This is a genomic window from Streptomyces sp. NPDC014882 (genome assembly GCF_043081325.1).
Taxonomy (GTDB): Bacteria; Actinomycetota; Actinomycetes; order Streptomycetales; family Streptomycetaceae; genus Streptomyces.
The window spans coordinates 112,348-132,626 of sequence record NZ_JBIBWL010000016.1 but is presented as its reverse complement, the minus strand read 5'-3'; the positions used below and the strand labels follow the sequence as shown (position 1 = coordinate 132,626).

The 20,279-nt window shown below is 75.1% G+C and carries 21 protein-coding genes and 1 riboswitch; of the genes, 9 read left to right on the top strand and 12 right to left on the bottom strand.

Annotation, left to right across the window (positions count from 1 at the left end; genetic code table 11):
* Window positions 1-233: 233 nt before the first annotated feature.
* On the bottom strand, window positions 234-944 hold the full coding sequence (locus ACF09K_RS29540; protein ID WP_392248363.1) for a VIT family protein: 711 nt from the start codon (window positions 942-944) through the stop codon (window positions 234-236).
* 211 nt (window positions 945-1,155) lie between these two features.
* Between ACF09K_RS29540 and ACF09K_RS29535 the strand changes: the two genes are divergently transcribed.
* From ACF09K_RS29535 to ACF09K_RS29515, 5 genes are all read left to right on the top strand, one after another.
* Window positions 1,156-2,139 carry a DEDDh family exonuclease gene (locus tag ACF09K_RS29535; RefSeq protein ID WP_392248362.1) on the top strand — a complete coding sequence of 328 codons (984 nt, stop codon included), beginning with the start codon at window positions 1,156-1,158 and terminating at the stop codon, window positions 2,137-2,139.
* 136 nt (window positions 2,140-2,275) lie between these two features.
* Window positions 2,276-2,509: a hypothetical protein gene (locus ACF09K_RS29530; protein ID WP_392248361.1), complete on the top strand. Its 234-nt coding sequence runs from the start codon at window positions 2,276-2,278 to the stop codon at window positions 2,507-2,509.
* A 49-nt stretch (window positions 2,510-2,558) separates the two neighbouring features.
* On the top strand, window positions 2,559-3,353 hold the full coding sequence (locus ACF09K_RS29525) for an SURF1 family protein (protein WP_392248360.1): 795 nt from the start codon (window positions 2,559-2,561) through the stop codon (window positions 3,351-3,353).
* A 167-nt stretch (window positions 3,354-3,520) separates the two neighbouring features.
* Window positions 3,521-5,311 (top strand): glycoside hydrolase family 15 protein, encoded by a 1,791-nt coding sequence (locus tag ACF09K_RS29520; protein WP_392248359.1) that lies wholly within the window; start codon window positions 3,521-3,523, stop codon window positions 5,309-5,311.
* Window positions 5,312-5,316: 5 nt separating this feature from the next.
* The gene (locus ACF09K_RS29515) at window positions 5,317-6,072 is read left to right on the top strand and encodes an SDR family oxidoreductase (protein ID WP_392248358.1); all 756 of its coding nucleotides are present in this window, start codon (window positions 5,317-5,319) and stop codon (window positions 6,070-6,072) included.
* A gap of 32 nt (window positions 6,073-6,104) precedes the next feature.
* Here the strand turns inward: ACF09K_RS29515 and amaP are convergent, their stop codons facing one another.
* The 5 genes from amaP to ACF09K_RS29490 are packed head-to-tail and all read right to left on the bottom strand — an operon-like array spanning window position 6,105 to window position 8,447.
* Window positions 6,105-6,692: an alkaline shock response membrane anchor protein AmaP gene (gene amaP, locus ACF09K_RS29510; RefSeq protein WP_392248357.1), complete on the bottom strand. Its 588-nt coding sequence runs from the start codon at window positions 6,690-6,692 to the stop codon at window positions 6,105-6,107.
* Entirely contained in the window at window positions 6,689-7,357 is a 669-nt protein-coding gene (locus ACF09K_RS29505) for a DUF6286 domain-containing protein (protein ID WP_392248356.1), read from the bottom strand. Before ACF09K_RS29505 ends, amaP begins: the two co-directional genes overlap by 4 nt.
* Window positions 7,354-7,737: a hypothetical protein gene (locus tag ACF09K_RS29500; RefSeq protein WP_392248355.1), complete on the bottom strand. Its 384-nt coding sequence runs from the start codon at window positions 7,735-7,737 to the stop codon at window positions 7,354-7,356. The genes ACF09K_RS29505 and ACF09K_RS29500 overlap by 4 nt, the downstream gene beginning before the upstream one ends.
* A complete protein-coding gene (locus ACF09K_RS29495; protein WP_392248354.1) occupies window positions 7,734-7,919 on the bottom strand; it encodes a hypothetical protein in 186 nt (61 codons plus the stop codon). The genes ACF09K_RS29500 and ACF09K_RS29495 overlap by 4 nt, the downstream gene beginning before the upstream one ends.
* Window positions 7,920-7,961: 42 nt before the next feature.
* A complete protein-coding gene (locus tag ACF09K_RS29490; RefSeq protein ID WP_392248353.1) occupies window positions 7,962-8,447 on the bottom strand; it encodes an Asp23/Gls24 family envelope stress response protein in 486 nt (161 codons plus the stop codon).
* A gap of 87 nt (window positions 8,448-8,534) precedes the next feature.
* On the opposite strand from ACF09K_RS29490, the gene ACF09K_RS29485 reads away from it, so the two are divergent.
* The gene (locus tag ACF09K_RS29485; protein WP_392248352.1) at window positions 8,535-9,269 is read left to right on the top strand and encodes a nucleopolyhedrovirus P10 family protein; all 735 of its coding nucleotides are present in this window, start codon (window positions 8,535-8,537) and stop codon (window positions 9,267-9,269) included.
* Between the two features lie 58 nt (window positions 9,270-9,327).
* Here the strand turns inward: ACF09K_RS29485 and ACF09K_RS29480 are convergent, their stop codons facing one another.
* The 3 genes from ACF09K_RS29480 to ACF09K_RS29470 form a co-directional block, all read right to left on the bottom strand.
* Window positions 9,328-10,131 (bottom strand): enoyl-CoA hydratase/isomerase family protein, encoded by an 804-nt coding sequence (locus tag ACF09K_RS29480; protein ID WP_392248351.1) that lies wholly within the window; start codon window positions 10,129-10,131, stop codon window positions 9,328-9,330.
* A 117-nt stretch (window positions 10,132-10,248) separates the two neighbouring features.
* Window positions 10,249-10,470 (bottom strand): helix-turn-helix domain-containing protein, encoded by a 222-nt coding sequence (locus ACF09K_RS29475; protein ID WP_392248350.1) that lies wholly within the window; start codon window positions 10,468-10,470, stop codon window positions 10,249-10,251.
* 334 nt (window positions 10,471-10,804) lie between these two features.
* Entirely contained in the window at window positions 10,805-12,403 is a 1,599-nt protein-coding gene (locus tag ACF09K_RS29470; protein ID WP_392248349.1) for an ABC-F family ATP-binding cassette domain-containing protein, read from the bottom strand.
* 527 nt (window positions 12,404-12,930) lie between these two features.
* On the opposite strand from ACF09K_RS29470, the gene ACF09K_RS29465 reads away from it, so the two are divergent.
* Entirely contained in the window at window positions 12,931-13,821 is an 891-nt protein-coding gene (locus tag ACF09K_RS29465; protein ID WP_392248348.1) for a neutral zinc metallopeptidase, read from the top strand.
* 322 nt (window positions 13,822-14,143) lie between these two features.
* On the opposite strand, the gene ACF09K_RS29460 is transcribed toward ACF09K_RS29465, so the two are convergent.
* The 3 genes from ACF09K_RS29460 to ACF09K_RS29450 form a co-directional block, all read right to left on the bottom strand.
* Window positions 14,144-15,580, bottom strand: coding sequence for a hypothetical protein (locus tag ACF09K_RS29460; protein ID WP_392248347.1), 1,437 nt, complete (start codon window positions 15,578-15,580; stop codon window positions 14,144-14,146).
* 181 nt (window positions 15,581-15,761) lie between these two features.
* Window positions 15,762-16,889 carry an alpha/beta hydrolase gene (locus tag ACF09K_RS29455; RefSeq protein ID WP_392248346.1) on the bottom strand — a complete coding sequence of 376 codons (1,128 nt, stop codon included), beginning with the start codon at window positions 16,887-16,889 and terminating at the stop codon, window positions 15,762-15,764.
* A 594-nt stretch (window positions 16,890-17,483) separates the two neighbouring features.
* Window positions 17,484-18,176 (bottom strand): class II aldolase/adducin family protein, encoded by a 693-nt coding sequence (locus tag ACF09K_RS29450; RefSeq protein WP_392248345.1) that lies wholly within the window; start codon window positions 18,174-18,176, stop codon window positions 17,484-17,486.
* A gap of 221 nt (window positions 18,177-18,397) precedes the next feature.
* Here ACF09K_RS29450 and ACF09K_RS29445 point away from each other — a divergent pair, with 221 nt between their 5' ends.
* A complete protein-coding gene (locus ACF09K_RS29445; protein WP_392248344.1) occupies window positions 18,398-19,639 on the top strand; it encodes an anion permease in 1,242 nt (413 codons plus the stop codon).
* A gap of 34 nt (window positions 19,640-19,673) precedes the next feature.
* Entirely contained in the window at window positions 19,674-19,895 is a 222-nt protein-coding gene (locus ACF09K_RS29440; protein ID WP_366060508.1) for a hypothetical protein, read from the top strand.
* A 158-nt stretch (window positions 19,896-20,053) separates the two neighbouring features.
* A riboswitch (cobalamin riboswitch) is annotated at window positions 20,054-20,186 on the top strand.
* The last annotated feature ends 93 nt before the right edge of the window (window positions 20,187-20,279 follow it).

Genomic DNA, 20,279 nt, shown 5'->3' with positions numbered 1-20,279 from the left:
CGGAGCGGATCCGCCCGGCCCCTCGGCGTCTTCGGACGGCCGTCGAGCCGGGCGGGGATCCCCGCCGCACCGGGTCGACCCGATCGATCACGCATCGTGCGGTCATGACCGGCTCCGGGTTCGCCCGGTCGGAACCGGGCGGCGGTCCCGTCCTCCGCAGGCGTCGGCCGTCCGGCGCCGGAGGCCGTCCGGCGCGGCTCCGCCCGTGCGGCCGCCGTCCGCGCGCCCCGCCCTCAGATCCCGGCCGCGCCCAGCAGCGACCCGGCCGCGTACGTCACCGCCATCGCCACCGCCCCGCCCCCCACGTTGCGCACGACCGCCCGCGCGGGTGCCGCCGCTCCGAGGCGTGCGCTGCTCCAGCCCGTGCAGGCCAGGGCGAGCAGGACCGACACCACCGTGACGGGCAGCCGCCGGCCGGGCGGGGGCAGCACGATCGCCAGGAGCGGGAGCAGGGCGCCCACCGTGAAGGCCAGGAAGCTCGCCCAGGCCGCGTGCCAGGGATTGGTGAGCTCGTCGGGGTCGATGCCCAGCTCCACGCGCGCGTGGGCCCGCAGCGCGTCGCGTCGCGTGAGCTGGACGGCCGCGTCCCGGGCCACCTCGCGGGTCAGGCCCCGTTCCTCCAGCAGCCCGGTCAGCTCCTCCAGCTCGGCCTCCGGCTGTTCCCGCAGTTCCCTGCGTTCCAGCGCGAGGGCGGCCCGCTCGGAGTCGCGCTGCGTCGACACCGACACGTACTCCCCCGCCGCCATCGACATCGACCCGGCCAGCAGACCGGCCAGGCCCGCCGTCAGCAGCGCCGAGCGGTCGCCGGTGGCCCCGGCCACGCCGACCACCAGGCCGGCGGTGGACACGATGCCGTCGTTGGCGCCGAGCACGGCGGCCCGCAGCCAGTTGAGCCGGGTTCCGAGCGACCCGCCGTGGGGCTCGTCGTGGGGTGGTTCCGTCACACGGGGAGGATCGCATCCCGGTCGGCGGGGCGCCGCGCCGACGCTCCACGCGCGCGTGCCGAAGCGTGCCCGCCGCGCCCGGCGTGCCCGTCGCGCCCCCCCGGTCCGGTGTCGTCCCGCACGCGCGTGCGGGTGTGCGCGAGCGGAGGCGTCCGGCGGTGGGGTGGAGGCGGGTGCCCGCTGTCGGTGGCGGCCCGTATCCTCAATGACCATGCTCGAAGACCGTACGCCCGCAGCGTCCTCCCCCACGGAATGGCCGACCGCCTATCCCCGGGGATACGCGGTCGTCGACGTGGAGACCACCGGCCTGGCCCGCGACGACCGGATCATCTCCGCCGCCGTGTACCGGCTGGACGCGCGCGGTGAGGTCGAGGACCACTGGTACACGCTGGTCAACCCGGAGCGCGACCCGGGCCCGGTGTGGATCCACGGTCTGACGAGCGAGGTGCTGGAGGGCGCGCCGCTCTTCCGGGACGTGGCGCAGGAGTTCGCGGACCGGCTCGACGGCCGGGTGCTGGTCGCGCACAACGCGGTGTTCGACTGGCAGATGATCGCCCGCGAGTACGCGCGCGCGCAGCGCGAGGCCCCGGTGCGACAGCGGCTGTGCACCATCGCGCTCGCCAAGGAGCTGGCCCTGCCGCTGCCCAACCACAAGCTGGAGTCGCTGGCCGCGCACTTCGGTGTCGTCCAGCGGCGGGCGCACCACGCCCTCGACGACGCGCGCGTGCTGGCGGAGGCGTTCCGGCCGAGCCTGCGGGCCGCGGCGGCGGGCGGTGTGCGGCTGCCGCTGCACGAGTGCCGGCCGCTGACGGAGTGGCAGGACCGTCCCGCGCCGCGGCTCGGGCAGCACACCGGCGCCCCCCGGCCGACGGGTTGGCGTCCGGCCCGGAAGCGGCCCGCCTGCCCGTACCCCAACCCGGGGCGCTACGAGGACGGGAAACGGCTCAAGCAGGGCATGCGCATCGCGTTCTCCGGGGACACCTCGGTCGAGCGCGAGCTGCTGGAGGACCGCGCGACCGAGGCCGGACTGCACGTCGCCACGTCGCTCTCCCGGCTGACCAGCCTGCTCGTCACCAACGACCCCGACTCGGGCACCTCCAAGGTGGTCAAGGCCCGCCAGTTCGGCACGCCGGTGGTGGACGAGGCGGCGTTCGGCCAGCTGCTGCGCGATGTCGAGCCGGCCGCGCCGCGGTGACCGTGCCGTGCCGCGGTGACCGTGCCGTGCTGCGGTGAGCACGCCGTGCCGCGCCGACCGTACGGACGGGTGATTGCCGCGCGACTCGCCCGGCGCCGTCTCGCCCGCGCCGCACCGACGGCCCACCCTGTGGCCCATGGCGACATGTGAGGTTTGCGGCAACAACTACGGAATGACCTTCGAGGTGCACGCGCAGGGCGCGGTGCACGTCTTCGACTGCTTCTCCTGTGCGATCCACCGCATGGCCCCGATCTGCGAGCACTGCCGGGTGCAGATCATCGGCCAGGGCGTGGAGGCCGAGGGGCGCTGGTACTGCGGCGCCCACTGCGCCCGCGCCGAGGGAAAGGCGGGCATCGTCGACCGGGCCTGAAGCGGGCCCCACGTCAGGACACCCCACGGCCGAGAGGTACGGTCGTGGGGTGTACCGCTTCCTTTTGTCCCGGCAGTGGGTGATCATCACGCTCGTCGCCCTGCTCCTGATCCCCACGATGATCAGGCTGGGCATCTGGCAGATGCACCGCTACGACGAGCGCACCGCCCGCAACCAGCTGGTCTCCGACGCGCTGTCCGCCGACCCCGTGCCGGTGGAGAGTCTGACCTCCCCGGGCCACGCCGTCAGCACCGGCGAGCGGTACCGCTCCGTGACCGCCGTGGGCCGCTTCGACACCGACCGGGAGATCGTGGTCCGGCGGCGCGTCAACGGCGACGAGGAGGTCGGCTTCCACGTCGTCACCCCGTTCGTCCTGAAGGACGGGAAGGTGCTGCTGGTCAACCGCGGCTGGATCCCCGCCGACGCCCCCAGCCAGACCGCGTTCCCCGAGGTCCCGGCGCCGCCCGCCGGGCAGGTCACCGTGACCGGGCGGCTGATGCCCGACGAGACGACCGCGGCGAGCGGCATCAAGAACCTCCAGGGGCTGCCGGACCGGCAGGTCATGCTGATCAACAGCGCGCAGGAGGCGCGGCGCCTGGACGCGCAGGTCCTCGGCGGCTACATCGCGCAGACGGCGCCCGAGCCCGCGAAGGGCACCCCCCAGCTGGTCGGCAGGCCCGGCAACGAGGACGCCGCGCTCAACTACGCCTACGCGATCCAGTGGTGGCTGTTCTCCGCGGGCGTGCCGGTCGGCTGGGTGGTCCTGGTCCGGCGCGAGCTGCGCGACCGCAGGGAGGCGGCCGCCGCGCGGAAGCCGGCGGAGGCACAGCCCGCGGCGGTCTGAGGCCCCCCGCCCGGCCGCCCCACCACGAGGGGCCGTGCCCGGCCCCACCGCCGGAGCACCGCCCGGCCGAACCGCCGGAACCCCGCCCGGCCGGCCGTCCCGACGCCGTGTCACCCGCCCGGCTCCCGCCCGGATTGCCCTGCCGCACTGCCGGGAACCCGCACCCCGTGCACCCCCGCATCGAGGACTACGCCGTCATCGGCGACGAACAGACCGCGGCCCTGGTCGGCAGGGACGGCTCGGTCGACTGGCTGTGCCTGCCCCGCTTCGACTCGGGGGCCTGCTTCGCGCGCCTGCTGGGCGACGAGGACAACGGCCACTGGCGCATCGCGCCCAAGGGCGCCGACGGGGCGTACTGCACCCGCCGCGCCTACCGTCCGGACACGCTCGTCCTGGACACCGAGTGGGAGACCGACGAGGGCGCGATCCGCGTCACCGACCTGATGCCGCAGCGCGACCGGGCCCCCGACGTCGTACGGATCGTCGAGGGACTGCGCGGGCGGGTCACCGTCCACAGCGCGCTGCGGCTGCGCTTCGACTACGGCTGGGTCGTCCCGTGGATGCGCCGGGTCGACGGCCACCGGGTGGCGGTCGCCGGCCCGGACTCGGTGTGGCTGCGCAGCGAGCCGGAGGTGCGCACCTGGGGCGAGAACCTCAGCACGCATGCGGAGTTCACCGTCGCCGCGGGCGAGACGGTCGCGTTCGTGCTGACCTGGCACCCCTCGCACCACGCGCGCCCGCCGCTCGTCGATCCCCACGAGGCGCTGCGGGCCAGCGTCGCGGACTGGCGGGCGTGGTCGGCGCGCTGCCGCTACGACGGACCCCACCGGGACGCCGTGATCCGCTCCCTCATCACCCTGAAGGCCCTCACCTACGTGCCGACGGGCGGCATCGTCGCCGCACTCACCACGTCCCTGCCCGAGGAGCTGGGCGGGGTCCGCAACTGGGACTACCGCTACTGCTGGCTGCGCGACTCCACCCTCACCCTCGGTGCCCTGCTGGCGGCCGGCCACGAGGAGGAGGCCGAGGCCTGGCGCGACTGGCTGCTGCGCGCCGTCGCGGGCGACCCGGCGGACCTCCAGATCATGTACGGGCTGGCGGGCGAGCGCCGGCTGCCCGAGTTCGAGCTGCCGTGGCTGTCGGGCTACGCGGGCTCGCGTCCGGTGCGCGTCGGCAACGGCGCCGTGAGCCAGCTCCAGCTCGACGTGTACGGCGAGGTGATGGACTCGCTGTCACTGGCCCGCACCGCGGGGATGACGCCCAAGCCGCACATGTGGTCGCTCCAGTGCGCGCTGATGAACTGGCTGTCCGAGAACTGGCGGCAGCCGGACGAGGGGCTGTGGGAGGTGCGCGGCGGTCGCCGCCAGTTCGTGCACTCCAAGGTGATGGTGTGGGTGGCCGCCGACCGCGCCGTCCGCGCGCTGGAGCGGTATCCGCAGCTCAGCGGCGACCTCGAGGGGTGGCGGGCGCTGCGCGACGAGGTGCACCGCGAGGTGTGCGAGAAGGGCTACGACCCCCGGCGCAACACCTTCACGCAGTACTACGGCTCGCGCGACCTGGACGCCGCCCTGCTGCTCATCCCGCGCGTCGGCTTCCTGCCCCCCGAGGACCCGCGGGTGATCGGCACCGTCGACGCCGTCCGCGAGGAACTCGGGCACGGCGGTCTGCTGCGCCGCTACAGCACCGCCGGGCGGACCGTCGACGGCCTGCCCGGCGACGAGGGCGCCTTCCTGGCGTGCTCCTTCTGGCTCGCGGACGCCCTGCACCTGACGGGCCGGACCGGGGAGGCGCGCGAGCTGTTCGACCGCCTGGTGGCCCTGGCCAACGACGTGGGGCTGCTGGCCGAGGAGTACGACCCGAAGGCCGGCCGTCACCTGGGGAACTACCCGCAGGCGTTCAGCCACATCGGCCTCGTCAACACCGCCCTCACCCTGTACGGCGACGGCCAGGCAGGATAGGGACCATGGATCTTGGACTGAAGGACCGGGTGTACGTCGTCACCGGGGCCACCCGCGGCCTCGGCAACGCCGCCGCGCGCGAGCTGGTCGCGGACGGCGCGAAGGTGGTCGTCACGGGGCGGGACGCGGAGCGGGCCGCCGAGGCGGCGCGGGAGCTGGGGCCGGGCGCGGTCGGGGTGGGCGTCGACAACGCCGACCCCGAGGCGCCCGCGCGGCTGATCGCGGCCGCGCGGGAGGCGTTCGGCCGCTTCGACGGTGTGCTGGTGAGCGTGGGAGGGCCGCCGCCCGGGTTCGTCGCGGACAACACGGACGAGCAGTGGCTGGCGGCGTTCGAGTCGGTGTTCCTCGGCGCGGTGCGGCTGGCGCGGGCGGCGGCCGCCGAGCTGGAGGCGGGGGGCGTCATCGGGTTCGTGCTGTCGGGGTCGGTGCACGAACCGATCCCGGGGCTGACGATCTCCAACGGGCTGCGGCCGGGCCTGGCCGGGTTCGCGAAGTCGCTCTCCGACGAGCTGGGGCCGCGTGGGATCCGGGTCGTGGGGCTGCTGCCCGCGCGGATCGACACCGACCGGGTGCGCGAGCTGGACGCGCTGTCGGCCGATCCGGACGCGACCCGGGCCGCGAACGAGTCCCGGATCCCGCTGCGGCGGTACGGGGCGCCGCGGGAGTTCGGGCGGGTGGCGGCCTTCCTGCTGTCGCCGGCCGCCTCCTACCTGACCGGCCTCATGGTGCCGGTGGACGGCGGGATGCGGCACGGGTTCTGAGGGGCCGCCGGCCGGCTCGGGACCGGCCGGCGTCAACTGACCCGTTCCGCCTTGTGCTTGTGCGTCCTGAGACGCACTTCCGCCGGGAGCGACGTCAGCGCCGCCGACTCCCGCGCGTGGGCCAGGCACTCGTGCGTCAGCCCGTCGAGCGTCACGGCCGGGTCCACGTGCGGTTCCAGCAGGAGCCGTACGTGGGCCTCGGGGGCGTTCCTGCGGCCCGTGAGGTGGGCGTGGCTGTGGGACACGCCGTCCAGCCGGGCCGCGTCGCCGGCCAGGACGTTCTCCAGGGCCCGGCCGCGCAGCAGGGCGCCGGCGCCGTCGCCGGTGTCGACGAGGACCTCGCCGAGGCGGCGCCGGCGCAGGACCGCGACCAGCCACCACAGGGCGAGCAGGAGGAGCACCGCCAGCACGGCGAGGACGACCGGCCACCACCAGCCCTCGTCCCGCCAGCGGGTGCGCTCGGCGGTGCTGAGCAGCACGTCGTGCCGGTCGTGGTGGATCCACCAGGAGGGCGGGCGCGCTCCCAGACCGACGGCGAGCACGGCGCCGCCGACGGCGAGCAGGACGAGGCCCACGAGTCCCAGTGCCACGCGGTTGACGGTCCTGAGCATCGTCGTCATCCCTTCTTGCCGGGCCGGCGCACGTGCACGGACAGGGCGGGCGGCCGGGCGAGCCCCAGGCCGCGGACGGCGTCGCCGAGCACCTCGTCCAGGTCGGCGCGCACCTCGTCCGGGTCGCGGAAGTGGGAGACCGCCCGCACGTCGGCCCGGCGGCGCCCGGAGCGGACGTGGACCGACTGCATGCCGGCGACCTCCATGGCCCGGTCGCGCAGCACCAGGGCGGCGGCGCCCCGGTGCAGTCCGGCGCGGACGTCGGGGTGGGGACGCCGCATGGGCAGCAGGTCGCGCAGCCCGGGCGTGACGGCGAGGAGGACCAGCCACAGGCCGAGGGCCGCGGCGACGCCCGCGCCGACCAGGACCCAGGTGTCGTCCAGGGGCCGTTCGGCGAGCTGCCGTGCCAGTTCCCGGCGCGCGTGCAGGGCCGGCCGGTCGGCACGCACCGCGGCGATGTCGTAGAGGAGCACGCCCGTGAGGGCGGCGAGCAGCAGCGCGACGACGGCCGCCGGGACGCGGCGGGCCGACCAGAAGCGTCCGCTGCTCGGCGCGGAGGCGGGGTCGGGGCCGGGCTCGGGCGGGGGCCCGGGCCGGGGGCCGTCGTCCTCGGGTGCCTTCTCCAGGACCGGCAGTCGTCGTGTGGTGCCCTCGGAGCCCAGGGGCTCGCTCATGGCGTCCTCCCGTGTGCCACGCCGTGTTCCGCCACCAGGTGCAGGCGTTCGACCTGGACGGCGACCTCCGGCACCTCCATTCCCACCAACGTGCCCACCCGCTCCGTGACATGACGGCGCACCGCGTGGCAGCGGGGGCCGATGTCGGTCGGATAGCCGAGTTCGAGGTGGACGCGGATGTGAGCGGCGTCGTGGTGGACGACCACGGTGGCGTGCGGGCGGGCGGCGTCGGCGGGCAGCGGTCCCACCGCCTCGCGCGCGGCCTGCGCGGCGACCTTCGCCACCACCCGGTCGGCGATCCTGGTGGCGCCCCGCTCCCCGGGCGGGACCGCGGCCGGGCGGGTGCCGGGCACGCCGGGTCCCTCGGTCACGGACGTCACCGGCGCCGGTCGTCGCGTGCGCGGAAGAAGTCGCCGATCTCCAGGTCCCCTTCGAGGAACCGGCCCACGACGAACCCGACGGCGCCCAGCGCCGCCACCAGCAGGAAGGCCCCGAACCCGCCGAAGTATCCGGCGAAGCCCAGCGCCATGCCGGCGATCATGCCCACCACGGCCATGTTCACGGTGCACTCCCCTCAGCGGCCCGGTCGCCCGTGGCCGGTGTGTCACTGGAGCCGGGACTCCGGCTCCTCGTCCTCTTCCTCGGGCAGCTTGACGTCGCTGACCGAGATGTTGACCTCCACCACCTCGAGGCCGGTCATCCGCTCGACGGCCGCGATGACGTTCTCGCGCACGTCCCGGGAGACCTCGGTGATGGACACGCCGTAGTCGACCACGATCTCCAGGTCGAGTGCCGTCTGCACCTCGCCGACCTCGGCCTTGACGCCGCGGGTGACGGACTTCGTGCTGCCGCCGGGCACCCGGTCGCGCACCGCGCCGAAGGTACGGCTCATGCCGCTGCCCATCGCGTGCACGCCGACCACGTCGCGGGCCGCCATTCCGGCGATCTTCTCCACGACGCCGTCGGCGATGGTGGTGCGTCCGCGCGACCCCGGGTCGCCGCCGCCGCGCCTGGTCGCCTTGCGGGTCGACACCGGCTCGGTGCCGCCGTCCGGGAGCTGCGTCCTGCTCTGTTCGCTCGTCTCGCTCATCGCCGTACGTCCTTTTCGGTCGTCGTCCTCCTGCCACCGTAAGCGCGGTGGGCCGTCCTCGCTCCGGGGATGCGGCAGGCTGGAGGAATGACGTCGGACGGATGGACGCGCGTGGTGCGCGAACAACTCGCAATGGGCCGGTTGCTCCCTCTGGGCGGACCACGGGACGGGGCGTGGATCGCGGAGGACGCGGCGGGGGCGGTGCTGCGGCGGGCGGCGCGGGAACTGCCCGGCGTGCGCCTGGGCGCGCTGCGGATCGCGGTGGCGGATCCCGGCGCGACGTACGAGCCGGTGGTGCCGGCGCCGCCGAGCGCGCTGCCGCCGGGGCCGTTGCGGGTGACGGCGGAGTTCGCGGCGGCGGCCTCCGCGCCGCTGCCCACGACCGCGTCCCGGCTGCGCACGGCGCTGGCGGTGGCGGCGGCGGAGCGGCTCGGGCTGGTGGTGGCCGAGGTGGACCTGCGGGTGACGGCGCTGCTCGACGGCGAGGAGGAGCGGCCGGCGCCCGGTTCGGGATCCGGGCCGGAGTCCGGGCGGCCGCCCCGGCCGGCCACGGCGGCGCGGGAGGGCGACGAGGCGCGCGTCGCCGAGGCCGCCCTGTCGGTGCCCGGGGTGTCCGCGCTGACGGACGCGCTCGGGCGCGCGGTGCGCCTGGAGGAGCGGCGGGACGTGACGGCCGCGCTGCCGCGACGGCACGCGCGCGTGGAGATCGCGGTGCGCGCGGACCACCGGGCGCTGGAGGTCGCCCGGGGGGTCCGCGCGGCGGTGTCGGAGGCGCTGGCGGATCAGCCGACGGTGGCGGTGCTGGTGACGGCGGCGGACTGAACGCCCACCGCCGTCACCCGGTCCGGATCGGCCGCCCGGTCCGGACCGGCCGTCGGTGTCACTCTCCGAGGCCGGCCAGGTCGCGCAGGCGGCGGGCCTGGGAGGCGCGTTCGGCCGCCCGCTGCTCGTCGTACGTCCGGTCGCCGGCGCCGCGCAGCAGCGTCTTCGTCTCGACGACCGCGTCGCGCGGCGCGGCCAGGAGGGCCGCGGCCAGCTCGCGGACCGTGGCGTCCAGTTCGGCGACGGGCACGGCGACGTTGGCGAGGCCGGTGGCGACCGCCTCCTCGGCGTGCACGAAGCGGCCGGTCAGGCAGATCTCGACGGCGCGGCCGTACCCCACGAGGGAGACGAGGGGGTGCGTGCCGGTGAGGTCCGGCACCAGGCCGAGGGCGGTCTCGCGCATGGCGAACTGCACGTCGTCGGCGACGACGCGCAGGTCACAGGCGAGGGCCAGCTGGAAGCCCGCGCCGATGGCGTGGCCCTGGACGGCGGCGATCGACACGAGGTCGTTGCGCCGCCACCAGGTGAACCCCTCCTGGAACCCGGCGATGGCGGCGTCGAGTTCGGCGTCGCCACTGCGCGCGAGGTCGACGAAGGAGGGTTCGCCCTCGATCCCCTCGGGCGTGAACATCTGCCGGTCGAGGCCGGCGGAGAAGGACTTGCCCTCGCCGCGCAGCACGACCACGCGGACGGAGCCCGGCAGCTGCCGGCCCGCTTCGGCCAGCGCGCGCCACATCGCGGGGCTCTGCGCGTTGCGCTTGGCCGGATGGGTCAGCGTCACCGTGGCGAGCGCGCCGTCGACGGTGAGCCGTACGCCGTCCTTGTCGAGCAGGGGAACGAGTTCCTGGCCGGACGTGGTCATGGGGCGCCTCCGATGGGTGCGGTCAGCTAGCGGTCGGCTAAGTGACTGCACAGTAACCACCCGGTCGATCGGAAGACCGGCCGGGTGGCCACCATCGGATTCGATGGGCCGCCCGGATCAGGACGAGGCGGCCTTCTTGCCGCGGGTCGCTCCGCCACGCCCACGGAGCGTGACGCCCGACTCGCTGAGCATCCGGTGCACGAAGCCATACGAGCGGCCGGTCTCCTCGGCCAGCGCCCGGATGCTCGCACCGGAGTCGTACTTCTTCTTCAGGTCTGCCGCGAGCTTGTCGCGCGCGTCGCCGGTCACCCGGCTGCCCTTCTTCAGAGTCTCGGCCACCCGTGCCTCCTCATGGGAAGTGCGCTCTGGTCCCCTCATGATCACCCCTTCCGGCCCCGATGGCCACCCATTCGGCAAGGTCCGTGCGACAGGGTCGTGACGACAGGAGCATGTCTCCACGATCGGAATGCGTGATTCCGGTGCCGGGCGTTCGTACGGCCGAACGGGTTCTTCCGCGAAGTGCCAGGTCAGGGACGCACGACGGCCGGCCCCCGACGGGTCGGGGGCCGGCCGTGAAATCGGTGGAGGACACACCTCGATACGAGGAGATCTCACACAGATGATGGATCACCGGTGGGCCGAATGATCCATACGCCGTGGATCAGGCGTTCGGTCACGCCAGGGCGACGAGGTCCGCGTAGTCGGAGCCCCACAGGTCCTCGACGCCGTCGGGCAGCAGGATGATCCGCTCGGGCTGGAGGGCCTGCACGGCGCCCTCGTCGTGGGTGACGAGGACGACGGCGCCCTTGTAGGTGCGCAGCGCGCCGAGGATCTCCTCGCGGCTGGCGGGGTCGAGGTTGTTCGTGGGCTCGTCGAGGAGCAGCACGTTGGCCGAGGAGACCACGAGGGTGGCCAGGGCCAGCCGGGTCTTCTCGCCGCCGGACAGGACGCCGGCCGGCTTGTCGACGTCGTCGCCGGAGAACAGGAACGAGCCGAGGACCTTGCGGACCTCGACGAGGTCGAGGTCGGGGGCCGCGGAGCGCATGTTCTCCAGGACCGAGCGCTCGGGGTCGAGGGTCTCGTGCTCCTGGGCGTAGTAGCCGAGCTTGAGCCCGTGGCCGGGGCGCACCTCGCCGGTGTCGGGCTTCTCCACGCCGCCGAGCAGGCGCAGCAGCGTGGTCTTGCCGGCGCCGTTGAGGCCGAGGATGACGACGCGGGACCCCTTGTCGATGGCCAGGTCGACGCCGGTGAAGATCTCCAGCGAGCCGTACGACTTCGACAGGCCCTCGGCCATCAGCGGGGTCTTCCCGCAGGGGGCGGGCTCCGGGAAGCGCAGCTTGGCGACCTTGTCGGAGGCCCGTACGGCCTCGAGTCCGGCGAGCAGCCGGTCGGCCCGCTTGGCCATGTTCTGGGCGGCGACCGTCTTGGTGGCCTTGGCGCGCATCTTGTCGGCCTGCGAGTGGAGGGCGGCGGCCTTCTTCTCGGCGTTCTGCCGCTCGCGCTTGCGGCGCTTCTCGTCGGCCTCGCGCTGCTGCTGGTAGAGCTTCCAGCCCATGTTGTAGACGTCGATCTGGGAGCGGTTGGCGTCCAGGTAGAACACCTTGTTGACGACCGTCTCGACCAGGTCGACGTCGTGGGAGATGACGATGAAGCCGCCGCGGTAGGTCTTGAGGTAGTCCCGCAGCCAGACGATCGAGTCGGCGTCCAGGTGGTTCGTCGGCTCGTCGAGGAGCAGGGTGTCGGCGTCGGAGAACAGGATCCGGGCCAGCTCGACCCGGCGGCGCTGACCGCCGGAGAGCGTGTGCAGGGGCTGTCCGAGCACGCGGTCGGGCAGGTTGAGCGCGGCGGCGATGGTGGCGGCCTCGGCCTCGGCGGCGTACCCGCCCTTGGTGAGGAACTCCGTCTCCTGGCGCTCGTACTGCCGCATGGCCTTGTCGCGGGTGGACCCCTGGCCGTTGGCGATGCGCTGCTCGTTGTCGCGCATCTTGCGGATCAGCACGTCGAGACCGCGGGCGGAGAGGATGCGGTCGCGGGCGAGGACGTCGAGGTCTCCGGTGCGGGGGTCCTGCGGGAGGTAGCCGACCTCGCCGGACCGGGTGACCTGGCCCGCGGCGGGGATGCCCTCACCGGCGAGGACCTTCGTCAGCGTGGTCTTGCCGGCGCCGTTGCGCCCGACCAGACCGATGCGGTCGCCCTTGGCGATGCGGAAGGAGGCGTTCTCGATGAGGATGCGGGCGCCGGCGCGCAGCTCGATGCCGGAGGCGGAGATCACGGACAGACTCCAGAGCGGGTGGGGGCGGGATGGGCGGCTGAGGACGTTCCCGCCGTCTAATGCGCGAGGAGAATGGCCATGAAGTCATTCTAACGGGGCCGTGCAAGCACTTTTCCTGAGCGCGCGTGTTCGATCTCCGCGCGGATCGCGTGCCCGGTCCGGCGCGGGCCACGTCGCGCGAGCCGCGCGCGGGCGGAGCGCGGGCGGAGCGCGGGCGGAGCGCGGGCGGAGCGCGGGCGGAGCGCGGACGGGCCGCCCTGGCTGGAAGCGGCGGGGCGCGGGCGGAGCGCGGGCGGGCAGCCCTGGCTGGAAGCGGCGGGGCGCGGGCGGAGCGCGGGCGGGCAGCCCTGGCTGGAAGCGGCGGGGCGCGCGGCGGTCGGGGCGGCACGTGCAACAACGGGACGCGGGGGTACCTGACTGCCGACCCGCCTCCCGGTGCGGTCCGCCCGCGGGCGTGGGCCCCACACGGGTGGGGGCGCGCAGGGGGTGAGGATGACGGCCGAGGGCGGCACAGACGGAGGTGGCCCGTGCAGTTCGACGACGACGCCAGACTGGACACGTCCGAGGTGCAGGACGTGCGCGGGAGCCGGATCCCGGGCGGACGGGCGACCGTGGGCGGCGGCGTCGCCGGGCTGGTCGCGCTGCTGCTGGCGCTGTTCCTGGGGGTCGGGCCGGACCAGCTCGGGCTCTCCTCGGGCGGCGACGAGCCCGCGGCGACCTCGTCGGGGCTCGCGCAGGTGCAGCGCGACTGCCGTACCGGGCAGGACGCGAACACGCGGGACGACTGCCGGATCGTGGCGGTGGTCAACAGCGTGCAGGACTTCTGGGACGGGGAGCTCCGGCGGCGGGACGGCACGTACACGCGCTCGTCCACCGTGCTCTTCGCCCAGCGGGTGGGGACGGCGTGCGGGACGGCGACCTCGGCGGTGGGGCCGTTCTACTGCCCGGGCGACCGGAAGGTCTACCTGGACCTGGGGTTCTTCGACGAACTGCGGTCGACGTTCGGCGCGAGCGGCGGGCCCTTCGCGCAGGCGTACGTCGTGGCGCACGAGTACGGGCACCACGTGCAGGACCTCGTGGGCACCCTGGGCCGCTCGCAGGACGGGCGGACCGGCGCCGGCAGCGCCGCGATGAGCGTCGAGCTGCAGGCCGACTGCTACGCGGGCGTGTGGGCCCGGCACGCCACCACGACGCCGGACGAGTCGACCGGGCGGCCGCTGATCACCGACCTCACCTCCGCGGACATCGCCGACGGGCTGGACGCCGCGGCGGCCGTGGGCGACGACCGGATCCAGGAGCGGTTCCAGGGACGGGTGACGCCCGAGACGTGGACGCACGGTTCGGCGGCGCAGCGGCAGCAGTGGTTCGACGTGGGGTACCGGAGCGGGGACATGGCGCGGTGCGACACCTTCCGCTGACCGCGCGGTGCCCGCTGCCCGCGCACGCTCCGCGGAGCCCGGCCGGCGGGCGTCGCCGGCAGGCCCGGCCGGCGGGCGCCGCCGGCCGGGGCCGTGCCGTGAGGTTCGCGGCGGGAACGGCACGGAGGTCCTGACACCCCGGTCGTACGCCTCCGGCGGACCGGGAGCACGACCCCGGCGGACCGGAGGCCCGGCCCCGCGGGGCCGCACGGCCCGCGGCGCCGGGGCGGCGTCCGGAGCTCAGGCGGCTTCGGCGGCTTCGGCGCGTACGCGCCCGGAGGGCGTACGCGCCCGAGACGCGGGACGGCCCGCGGCGCCGGTCTCAGCCTCCGGTGTGGACCTGGAAGGCGGCCCTGCGCACGGCCTTGGCCAGCGCCGGGTCGGGGTGTGCGGCGGCGAGCGCCACCAGGACCTGCACGGTGCGCGGGTGCCCGGCGGAGCGGACCTCGGCCAGCAGCGCCGGCACGGTCGGCTGGAGCGCGGACTCCAGGTGGCGCACCAGCATCGGCGCCTCGCCGTGGTCGGCGACGGCCGCGGCGGTGTCCACCCACAGCCAGGTGGCCTCCTCGCGGGTGAGCACCTCGTGGGCGTCCTCGGGGTCCACCCCGTCGTGCTCGGCCAGCCACAGCAGGGCGTACGGCCGCAGGGCGGGTTCCTCGACGACGGCGCGCACGTCGGGCTCCGCGGGGGCGCCGACGACACGCAGCGCCTCGAAGGCGAGGCCGCGCAGCAGGGCGTCCTCACCGCGGGCGGCGGTGAGGAGTTCACCGACGGCGCTGCCGACGGTGCGGGCGGCGAGCCAGGCGCGGTACTCGGCGCGGGCGGCGTTCGGGCGGAGCTGGGCGCAGCCGCGCAGCATCTCCTCGGCCGCGACCTCGATGTTGCCGGCGGGGCTCTGCGCGGCGACGCAGATCTGCTCCAGCTTGACCCAGACCGCCCAGTTGCCGAGCGGGGTCAGGGTGGCCTGGCCGTCGCCGTAGGTGAGCGCGCCCACCGAGGCGAGGGCGTGCAGGGCCCAGTCGAGGAGGGGGGCGAGTTCGGCGGCGCGGGCCGGTTCCGCCGGGTCGGCGTCGGCGGAGGGGCCGGGGCGGCGGGGGCCCGGGGCGGCGGCGTCCTCGGGGCCGTAGGAGACCTCGCAGCGTTCGGTGCGCAGTTCGGTGACGCGCTGGCGCAGCAGGTCGAGGAGCTGGTCCACGGGGACGGGGCCGGCGGACAGCTGGAGGAAGGAGAGCACCTGCGGCATGGCCGAGACGACCTCGGCGACGGCGCCGGGCTCCTGGCCCGCGGGTTCCGGGGTGGCCAGCGACCAGGCGTCGAAGAGGGCGACCCAGCCGCGCAGGACGGCGCTGTCGTCACGGTTCCAGGCGCGCAGCCGCCAGCCGGGGCGGGCGCTGTCGCCGTGCACCTCGACGAGGCCGGCGAGGCGGGCGGTGTCCCAGTCGGCGCGGACCTGAGCCGCGGTCAGGCCCAGGTCGGCCGCCGCGCGTTCGGCGGTCGCCTCGGAGAGGGTGGCCTTGCCGTCGTCGGTGGCCGCGTCCCGGCCGGGGCCGAGGGCGTTGTCGGCCCAGCGGGCGACGCGGGCCGCGGCCGCCAGCCCGGAGCGCGCCATTCTGGCCAGCTCCGCCGGGGCGGGGGTGCCCTCCGGAGGGCGGGGTGCGGGGCGGCGCTGGCGCCGCTGGTTCACAGCTGAGGGGGCGGCGGCCAGGGGTCGTGGGCGGACGAGTCGAAGCCTGGAGTCGCGCGGGATACGGGACGTCACGGGTGCAGTCTTCCGGTTGACGGTCCGAAATCCCAAACGGAACGTCACGACGGGCCGCGGGACCGGTCGGGGCACGGGGTGCGGGGAGGGGTGGGGAGGCTTGTTCAGGCCAACGGTCCGGCTTTAAACGGAACCTGCGGGCCCGTCCGGCGCGGTCCGCCGCGGCACGTCGCGCCGCGCGTCACATCAAGGGGGTCAGGAAGCGGCGCAGCACTTCCTCGTAGGCGGCCGGATCGGGGTTCCACATGGCGGCGTGCGGGGCGTGCGGGACGGTGTGGAGGGTGACCGGGCCGGGGTGGCGGTCGGCGAAGCGGCGGGAGGCCGCCCAGGGCGCCACGGTGTCCCCGGGGCCGTGGACGATCAGGGTCGGTACGAGGGGGGCGGCCGGGGCGGCGGTCCCGTCGACGGGGTCGGTGCCCAGGCGGGCGCGGCCCTCGGCGGCGCGGACGGCCAGCGGCAGCAGCGCGCCCGGGGTGTGGCGGGCGGCGGCGAGGGCCCGCAGGGTGGCCTGCCAGTCGAGGACCGGGGAGTCCAGCACGATCCCGGAGACGAGGTTGCGCACTCCCGAGCGGGCGGCGGCGCGCAGGGCCATGGTGGCGCCGGTGGACCAGCCGAGCAGGACGAGGCGTTCGGCGCCGTAGCGGACGGCGTACCTCATCGCCGCGTCCAGGTCGCGCCACTCGCTCTCGCCGAGGTGGTGGAGGCCGTCCGGGGAGCGTGGCGCGCCCAGGTCGCCGCGGTAGGACAGGGCGAGGACCGGGAAACGGCGGCGGTGCAGGAAGCCGGTCAGGTTCAAAGCGTGTTCCCGGGTGGTGCCCAGGCCGTGCACGGCGATCACCCAGGTGCGGCGGGCGCCGGGGACGAACCAGGCGGGCAGCGGTCCCAGCTCGCCGGGCACGTCGACGTCGGCGTGGTCGAGGCCGAGCGCGGTGGTCGGGTTGCCCACGTACAGGTTCGGGGTGAGCCACACCGCGTCGCCCGCCTCCAGGGCGCCGTGGGTGACCCGCTCCAGACGTCGTACGACCGTGTCGGCGGAGTGCGGGGCGGTGTCCAGGACGGGGCCGACGACCGCGTGGGAGCCGTCGCCGGCGAGTCCGTAGGTGCCGGGCCGCAGGGCGGCGAGGTCGCGGGTGAGGGTCACCTGGCCGGCGGCGGTGCCGTGCACGGTGAGCCGGGGTTCGGTGGGCAGGGGGCGGCCGGGTGACGCCTTCAGGGCCGCGTCGCTGGCGAGGCGGCCCGCGGCCACGCTTGCGGCGCCGGCGGCCAGGGCCGCGGCTGCGGTGACGGCGGTCGCCGTGACGGTGCGCACCCGTCCAGTGTCCCGGCCGATCCCGCTGAGGGCCAGCGGTGGGAGCACCGGGGGTGGGGCGAACGGCCGCAGGCCGCCCCCTCGGCGGCCTGCGGGCCCGCGACGGCCGCCCGGTGAGCCACCGTCACCACGGCCGGGCGGGTCCGGGCAGGTCCGGGCGGCGGGCCGCGCACGGGGCCGGGGGGTGGGCCGCGTGAGCCGCCGGCCCACCGGCCGCATGGCAGGCCCGCACGACGGAGCCGCATGCTCGGGCCGCTTGGCAGGCCCGCGCGGTCGGCCCGCGGGACGGAGCCGCGTGTCCCCGTGCCGCACAGCTCACCGCGGGCCCGTACGGAGGAGCTGCGTGCTCGGGCCGCATGGCAGGCCTCGGGGGCGGAACCGCGTGTCCGCCCGCACCGCGGAACCGCGCGGCCGGGCCGTTCGGCGACGGCACGGAGCCGCTGCCCGGGGCGGCCCCGTGCCGTCGGCCCGGACGGCGGAGCCGGGTGGCCGGCCCGTACGGCGGAGCCCGCGCCGGGTCCGGGCGGCGCAGTCGCGTGCCGGCGCGGCCGCCGCCCCCTCGGGAGGCGGCGGCCGCGGGCCCGGGGCGCCGCCTCAGCGCTGCTGTCCGTAGCCCCGCAGGCGTTCCGCGACCTCCCCCAGCTGGTCGTCGGTCAGCAGGTTCGGGGTGCGGCCCGGGACGGACGAGGCGGTCAGCCACAGCCGGCACATCCACTCCAGCTGGGCCGTGCGGTCGTAGGCCTCGTCGAGGGTGGTGCCGTGGGTGAGGGTGCCGTGGTTCTGGAGGAGGCAGGCGGTGCGGCCGGCGAGGGCGTGCAGGAGGTTGCGGGCGAGTTCCTCGGTGCCGTAGGTCGCGTAGGGGGCGACGCGGACGGGGCCGCCGAGCGCGGCCGTCATGTAGTGGACGGACGGGAGTTCGCTCACGAGGGTCGAGACGGCGGTGGCGTGCACGGCGTGGGTGTGGACGACGGCGCGGGCGTCGGTGGTGCGGTGCACGGCGAGGTGCATGGGCAGTTCGCTGGTCGGGGTGAGGGTGCCGAGGACCTGCCGGCCGTCGAGGTCGACGCCGGTGACGTCGCCGGGGGTGAGGCGGTCGTAGGGGACGCCCGAGGGGGTGACCAGGACGAGGTCCCCGACGCGGACCGAGACGTTGCCGGAGGTGCCGACGACGAGCCGGTCGGCGACGGTGCGGCGGGCCGTCGCCACGAGTTGTTCCCAGGCGTGCGCGACCTCCCCGCCGTGGAGGTCGTGGAGGCCGTCACCGGTGTCGCGTCGCTGCTCTGCCATGCCGCGATCCTGCCAGGTGACGAACATCTCTTTCACCGCTCTTCGGGACCCTCGGAGAGGGGAGCGCGGGATCCGGGCCCGTGCGGCGTCCGGGGCGTCGCGGCGGAGCGGAATCACTCCCCCCGATTGTGGACACCACGAAGCCCGTCCCAGTTCATCTTCCGTTCACCCAGGTTGCCTACGTTCATCCAGCCAATGACCTCGAACGATTGCCTGGGTAAATGGAAAGCTTCTCGCTGATCCTCGCGATTGTGGTAGTAACCGCACTCGCGTTCGATTTCACGAACGGTTTCCACGACACCGCCAACGCGATGGCCACCACCATCTCGACCGGTGCACTCAAGCCCAAGGTCGCGGTGGCCATGTCCGCCGTGCTGAACCTTGTGGGCGCCTTCCTCTCCGTGGAGGTCGCCAACACGATCTCCAAGGGTCTCGTCGACGAGACCGGCATCCGTCCCGAGGTCATCTTCGCCGCCCTGGTCGGCGCGATCCTCTGGAACCTGCTGACCTGGCTGGTCGGGCTGCCGTCCAGCTCCTCGCACGCCCTGATGGGCGGGCTGATCGGCGCCACCATCGCCTCGGCCGGCGCCGGCGCGGTCCACGGCGACGTGCTCGTCACCAAGGTCCTGATCCCGGCCATCGCCGCACCGATCGTCGCGGGCGTCGCGGCGATGCTCGCGACCCGGCTGTCGTACGCGCTGGGCAGGAAGGCCGACGGCAAGGCCGCCGCCAAGGGCTACCGGACCGGCCAGATCGCCTCCGCCGGCCTGGTCTCGCTCGCCCACGGCACCAACGACGCCCAGAAGACGATGGGCATCATCACCCTCGCCCTGGTCGCCGGCGGCGCCGTCGCCCCCGACTCCGACCCGCCGCTGTGGGTCATCCTGTCCGCGGGCCTGGCGATCGCGCTCGGCACCTACCTCGGCGGCTGGCGCATCATCCGCACCATGGGCAAGGGCCTGACCGACCTCCAGCCGCAGCAGGGCTTCGCCGCCCAGACCAGCGCGGCCACCGTCATCCTGGCCTCCTCCCACCTCGGCTTCTCGCTCTCCACCACGCACTCGGTGTCCGGCGCGGTGATGGGCGCGGGCCTGGGCCGCAAGGGCGGCGTCGTCCGCTGGTCGACCGCCACCCGGATGTTCGTGGCCTGGGGCCTGACGCTGCCGGCCGCGGCCCTGGTCGGCGCCCTCGCCGAGTACGTGACCGGCTTCGGCGACTGGGGCACGGCGCTCGTCGCGGTGTTCCTCATCGCCTCCAGCGCGGCGATCTGGAAGATCTCGCGGCGCGAGGTCATCGACCACACGCACGTCGTCGGCGGGGACGAGGAGCCGGCCGGCGTGGTCACCACCGCGATCGCCGCCGTGACCCCGCCCCCGGCGGGCACGGTCACCGAGGACCTCACGGCCACCGTCCCGGCGCCGGAGCCGGCCCCGTCGGCCGCCCCCACCGTCACCACCGTCTGAGTCCCGCCCCCACCGGTACGAAGGAAGAAGCAGCATGAAGATCGACTGGGCGGCTCTCGGCTCCGTCTTCGGGGTCAGTCTCGTCGTCACCGTGGCCCTCGTGGCCCTCTTCACCCTCGGCATCATGGGCCTCTCCCGCCGCGAGCGGGCCGCGGCCCAGGGCGGCTCCGCCACCCTGGCCGTCACCGGCGCGTACGCGTGCTTCGCGGCGTGCGCCGGGGCGGTGGCCTACGGGATCTCGCTGATCGTCGCCTGACGGATCGGCACGCACACGCGCGCGTGGGGCGCGGGACGGACCACCGTCCCGCGCCCCACGCGCGTGTGACGGCCGTGACCGGTGATGCGGGGCCGGCGGCGTGTGGGCTTCTGCACACTGTCCCGGCGCAGGTCAACAGTGAGTTGACGGCCCTTCCGGGCCCGTGGTGGACTGCCGGGGCCATGTACGGCGACAGAAGAGGAAGCCGGTGTGAATCCGGCGCGGTCCCGCCACTGTCACCGGGGTAGACACCCCCGGGAGCCAGGAACTCTCGTCGCCGGTCTCGTCGAACCAGGGCGTGGACACCCTGAGTGAGGACATATCGCCATGCTCGGCTGCCGTTCGAGGTACAGCACCAGGTCGTTGCCCGGCCCGTCGGCCGGC

Coding starts and splice junctions, on each gene's coding strand:
- amaP (WP_392248357.1), bottom strand. CDS start 6,692: ATGACGACGATGCTCAGGACCGTCAACCGCGTGGCACTGGGACTCGTG.
- ACF09K_RS29505 (WP_392248356.1), bottom strand. CDS start 7,357: ATGAGCGAGCCCCTGGGCTCCGAGGGCACCACACGACGACTGCCGGTC.
- ACF09K_RS29440 (WP_366060508.1), top strand. CDS start 19,674: ATGAAGATCGACTGGGCGGCTCTCGGCTCCGTCTTCGGGGTCAGTCTC.
- ACF09K_RS29480 (WP_392248351.1), bottom strand. CDS start 10,131: ATGACCACGTCCGGCCAGGAACTCGTTCCCCTGCTCGACAAGGACGGC.
- ACF09K_RS29445 (WP_392248344.1), top strand. CDS start 18,398: ATGGAAAGCTTCTCGCTGATCCTCGCGATTGTGGTAGTAACCGCACTC.
- ACF09K_RS29530 (WP_392248361.1), top strand. CDS start 2,276: ATGGCGACATGTGAGGTTTGCGGCAACAACTACGGAATGACCTTCGAG.
- ACF09K_RS29490 (WP_392248353.1), bottom strand. CDS start 8,447: ATGAGCGAGACGAGCGAACAGAGCAGGACGCAGCTCCCGGACGGCGGC.
- ACF09K_RS29485 (WP_392248352.1), top strand. CDS start 8,535: ATGACGTCGGACGGATGGACGCGCGTGGTGCGCGAACAACTCGCAATG.
- ACF09K_RS29450 (WP_392248345.1), bottom strand. CDS start 18,176: ATGGCAGAGCAGCGACGCGACACCGGTGACGGCCTCCACGACCTCCAC.
- ACF09K_RS29535 (WP_392248362.1), top strand. CDS start 1,156: ATGCTCGAAGACCGTACGCCCGCAGCGTCCTCCCCCACGGAATGGCCG.
- ACF09K_RS29515 (WP_392248358.1), top strand. CDS start 5,317: ATGGATCTTGGACTGAAGGACCGGGTGTACGTCGTCACCGGGGCCACC.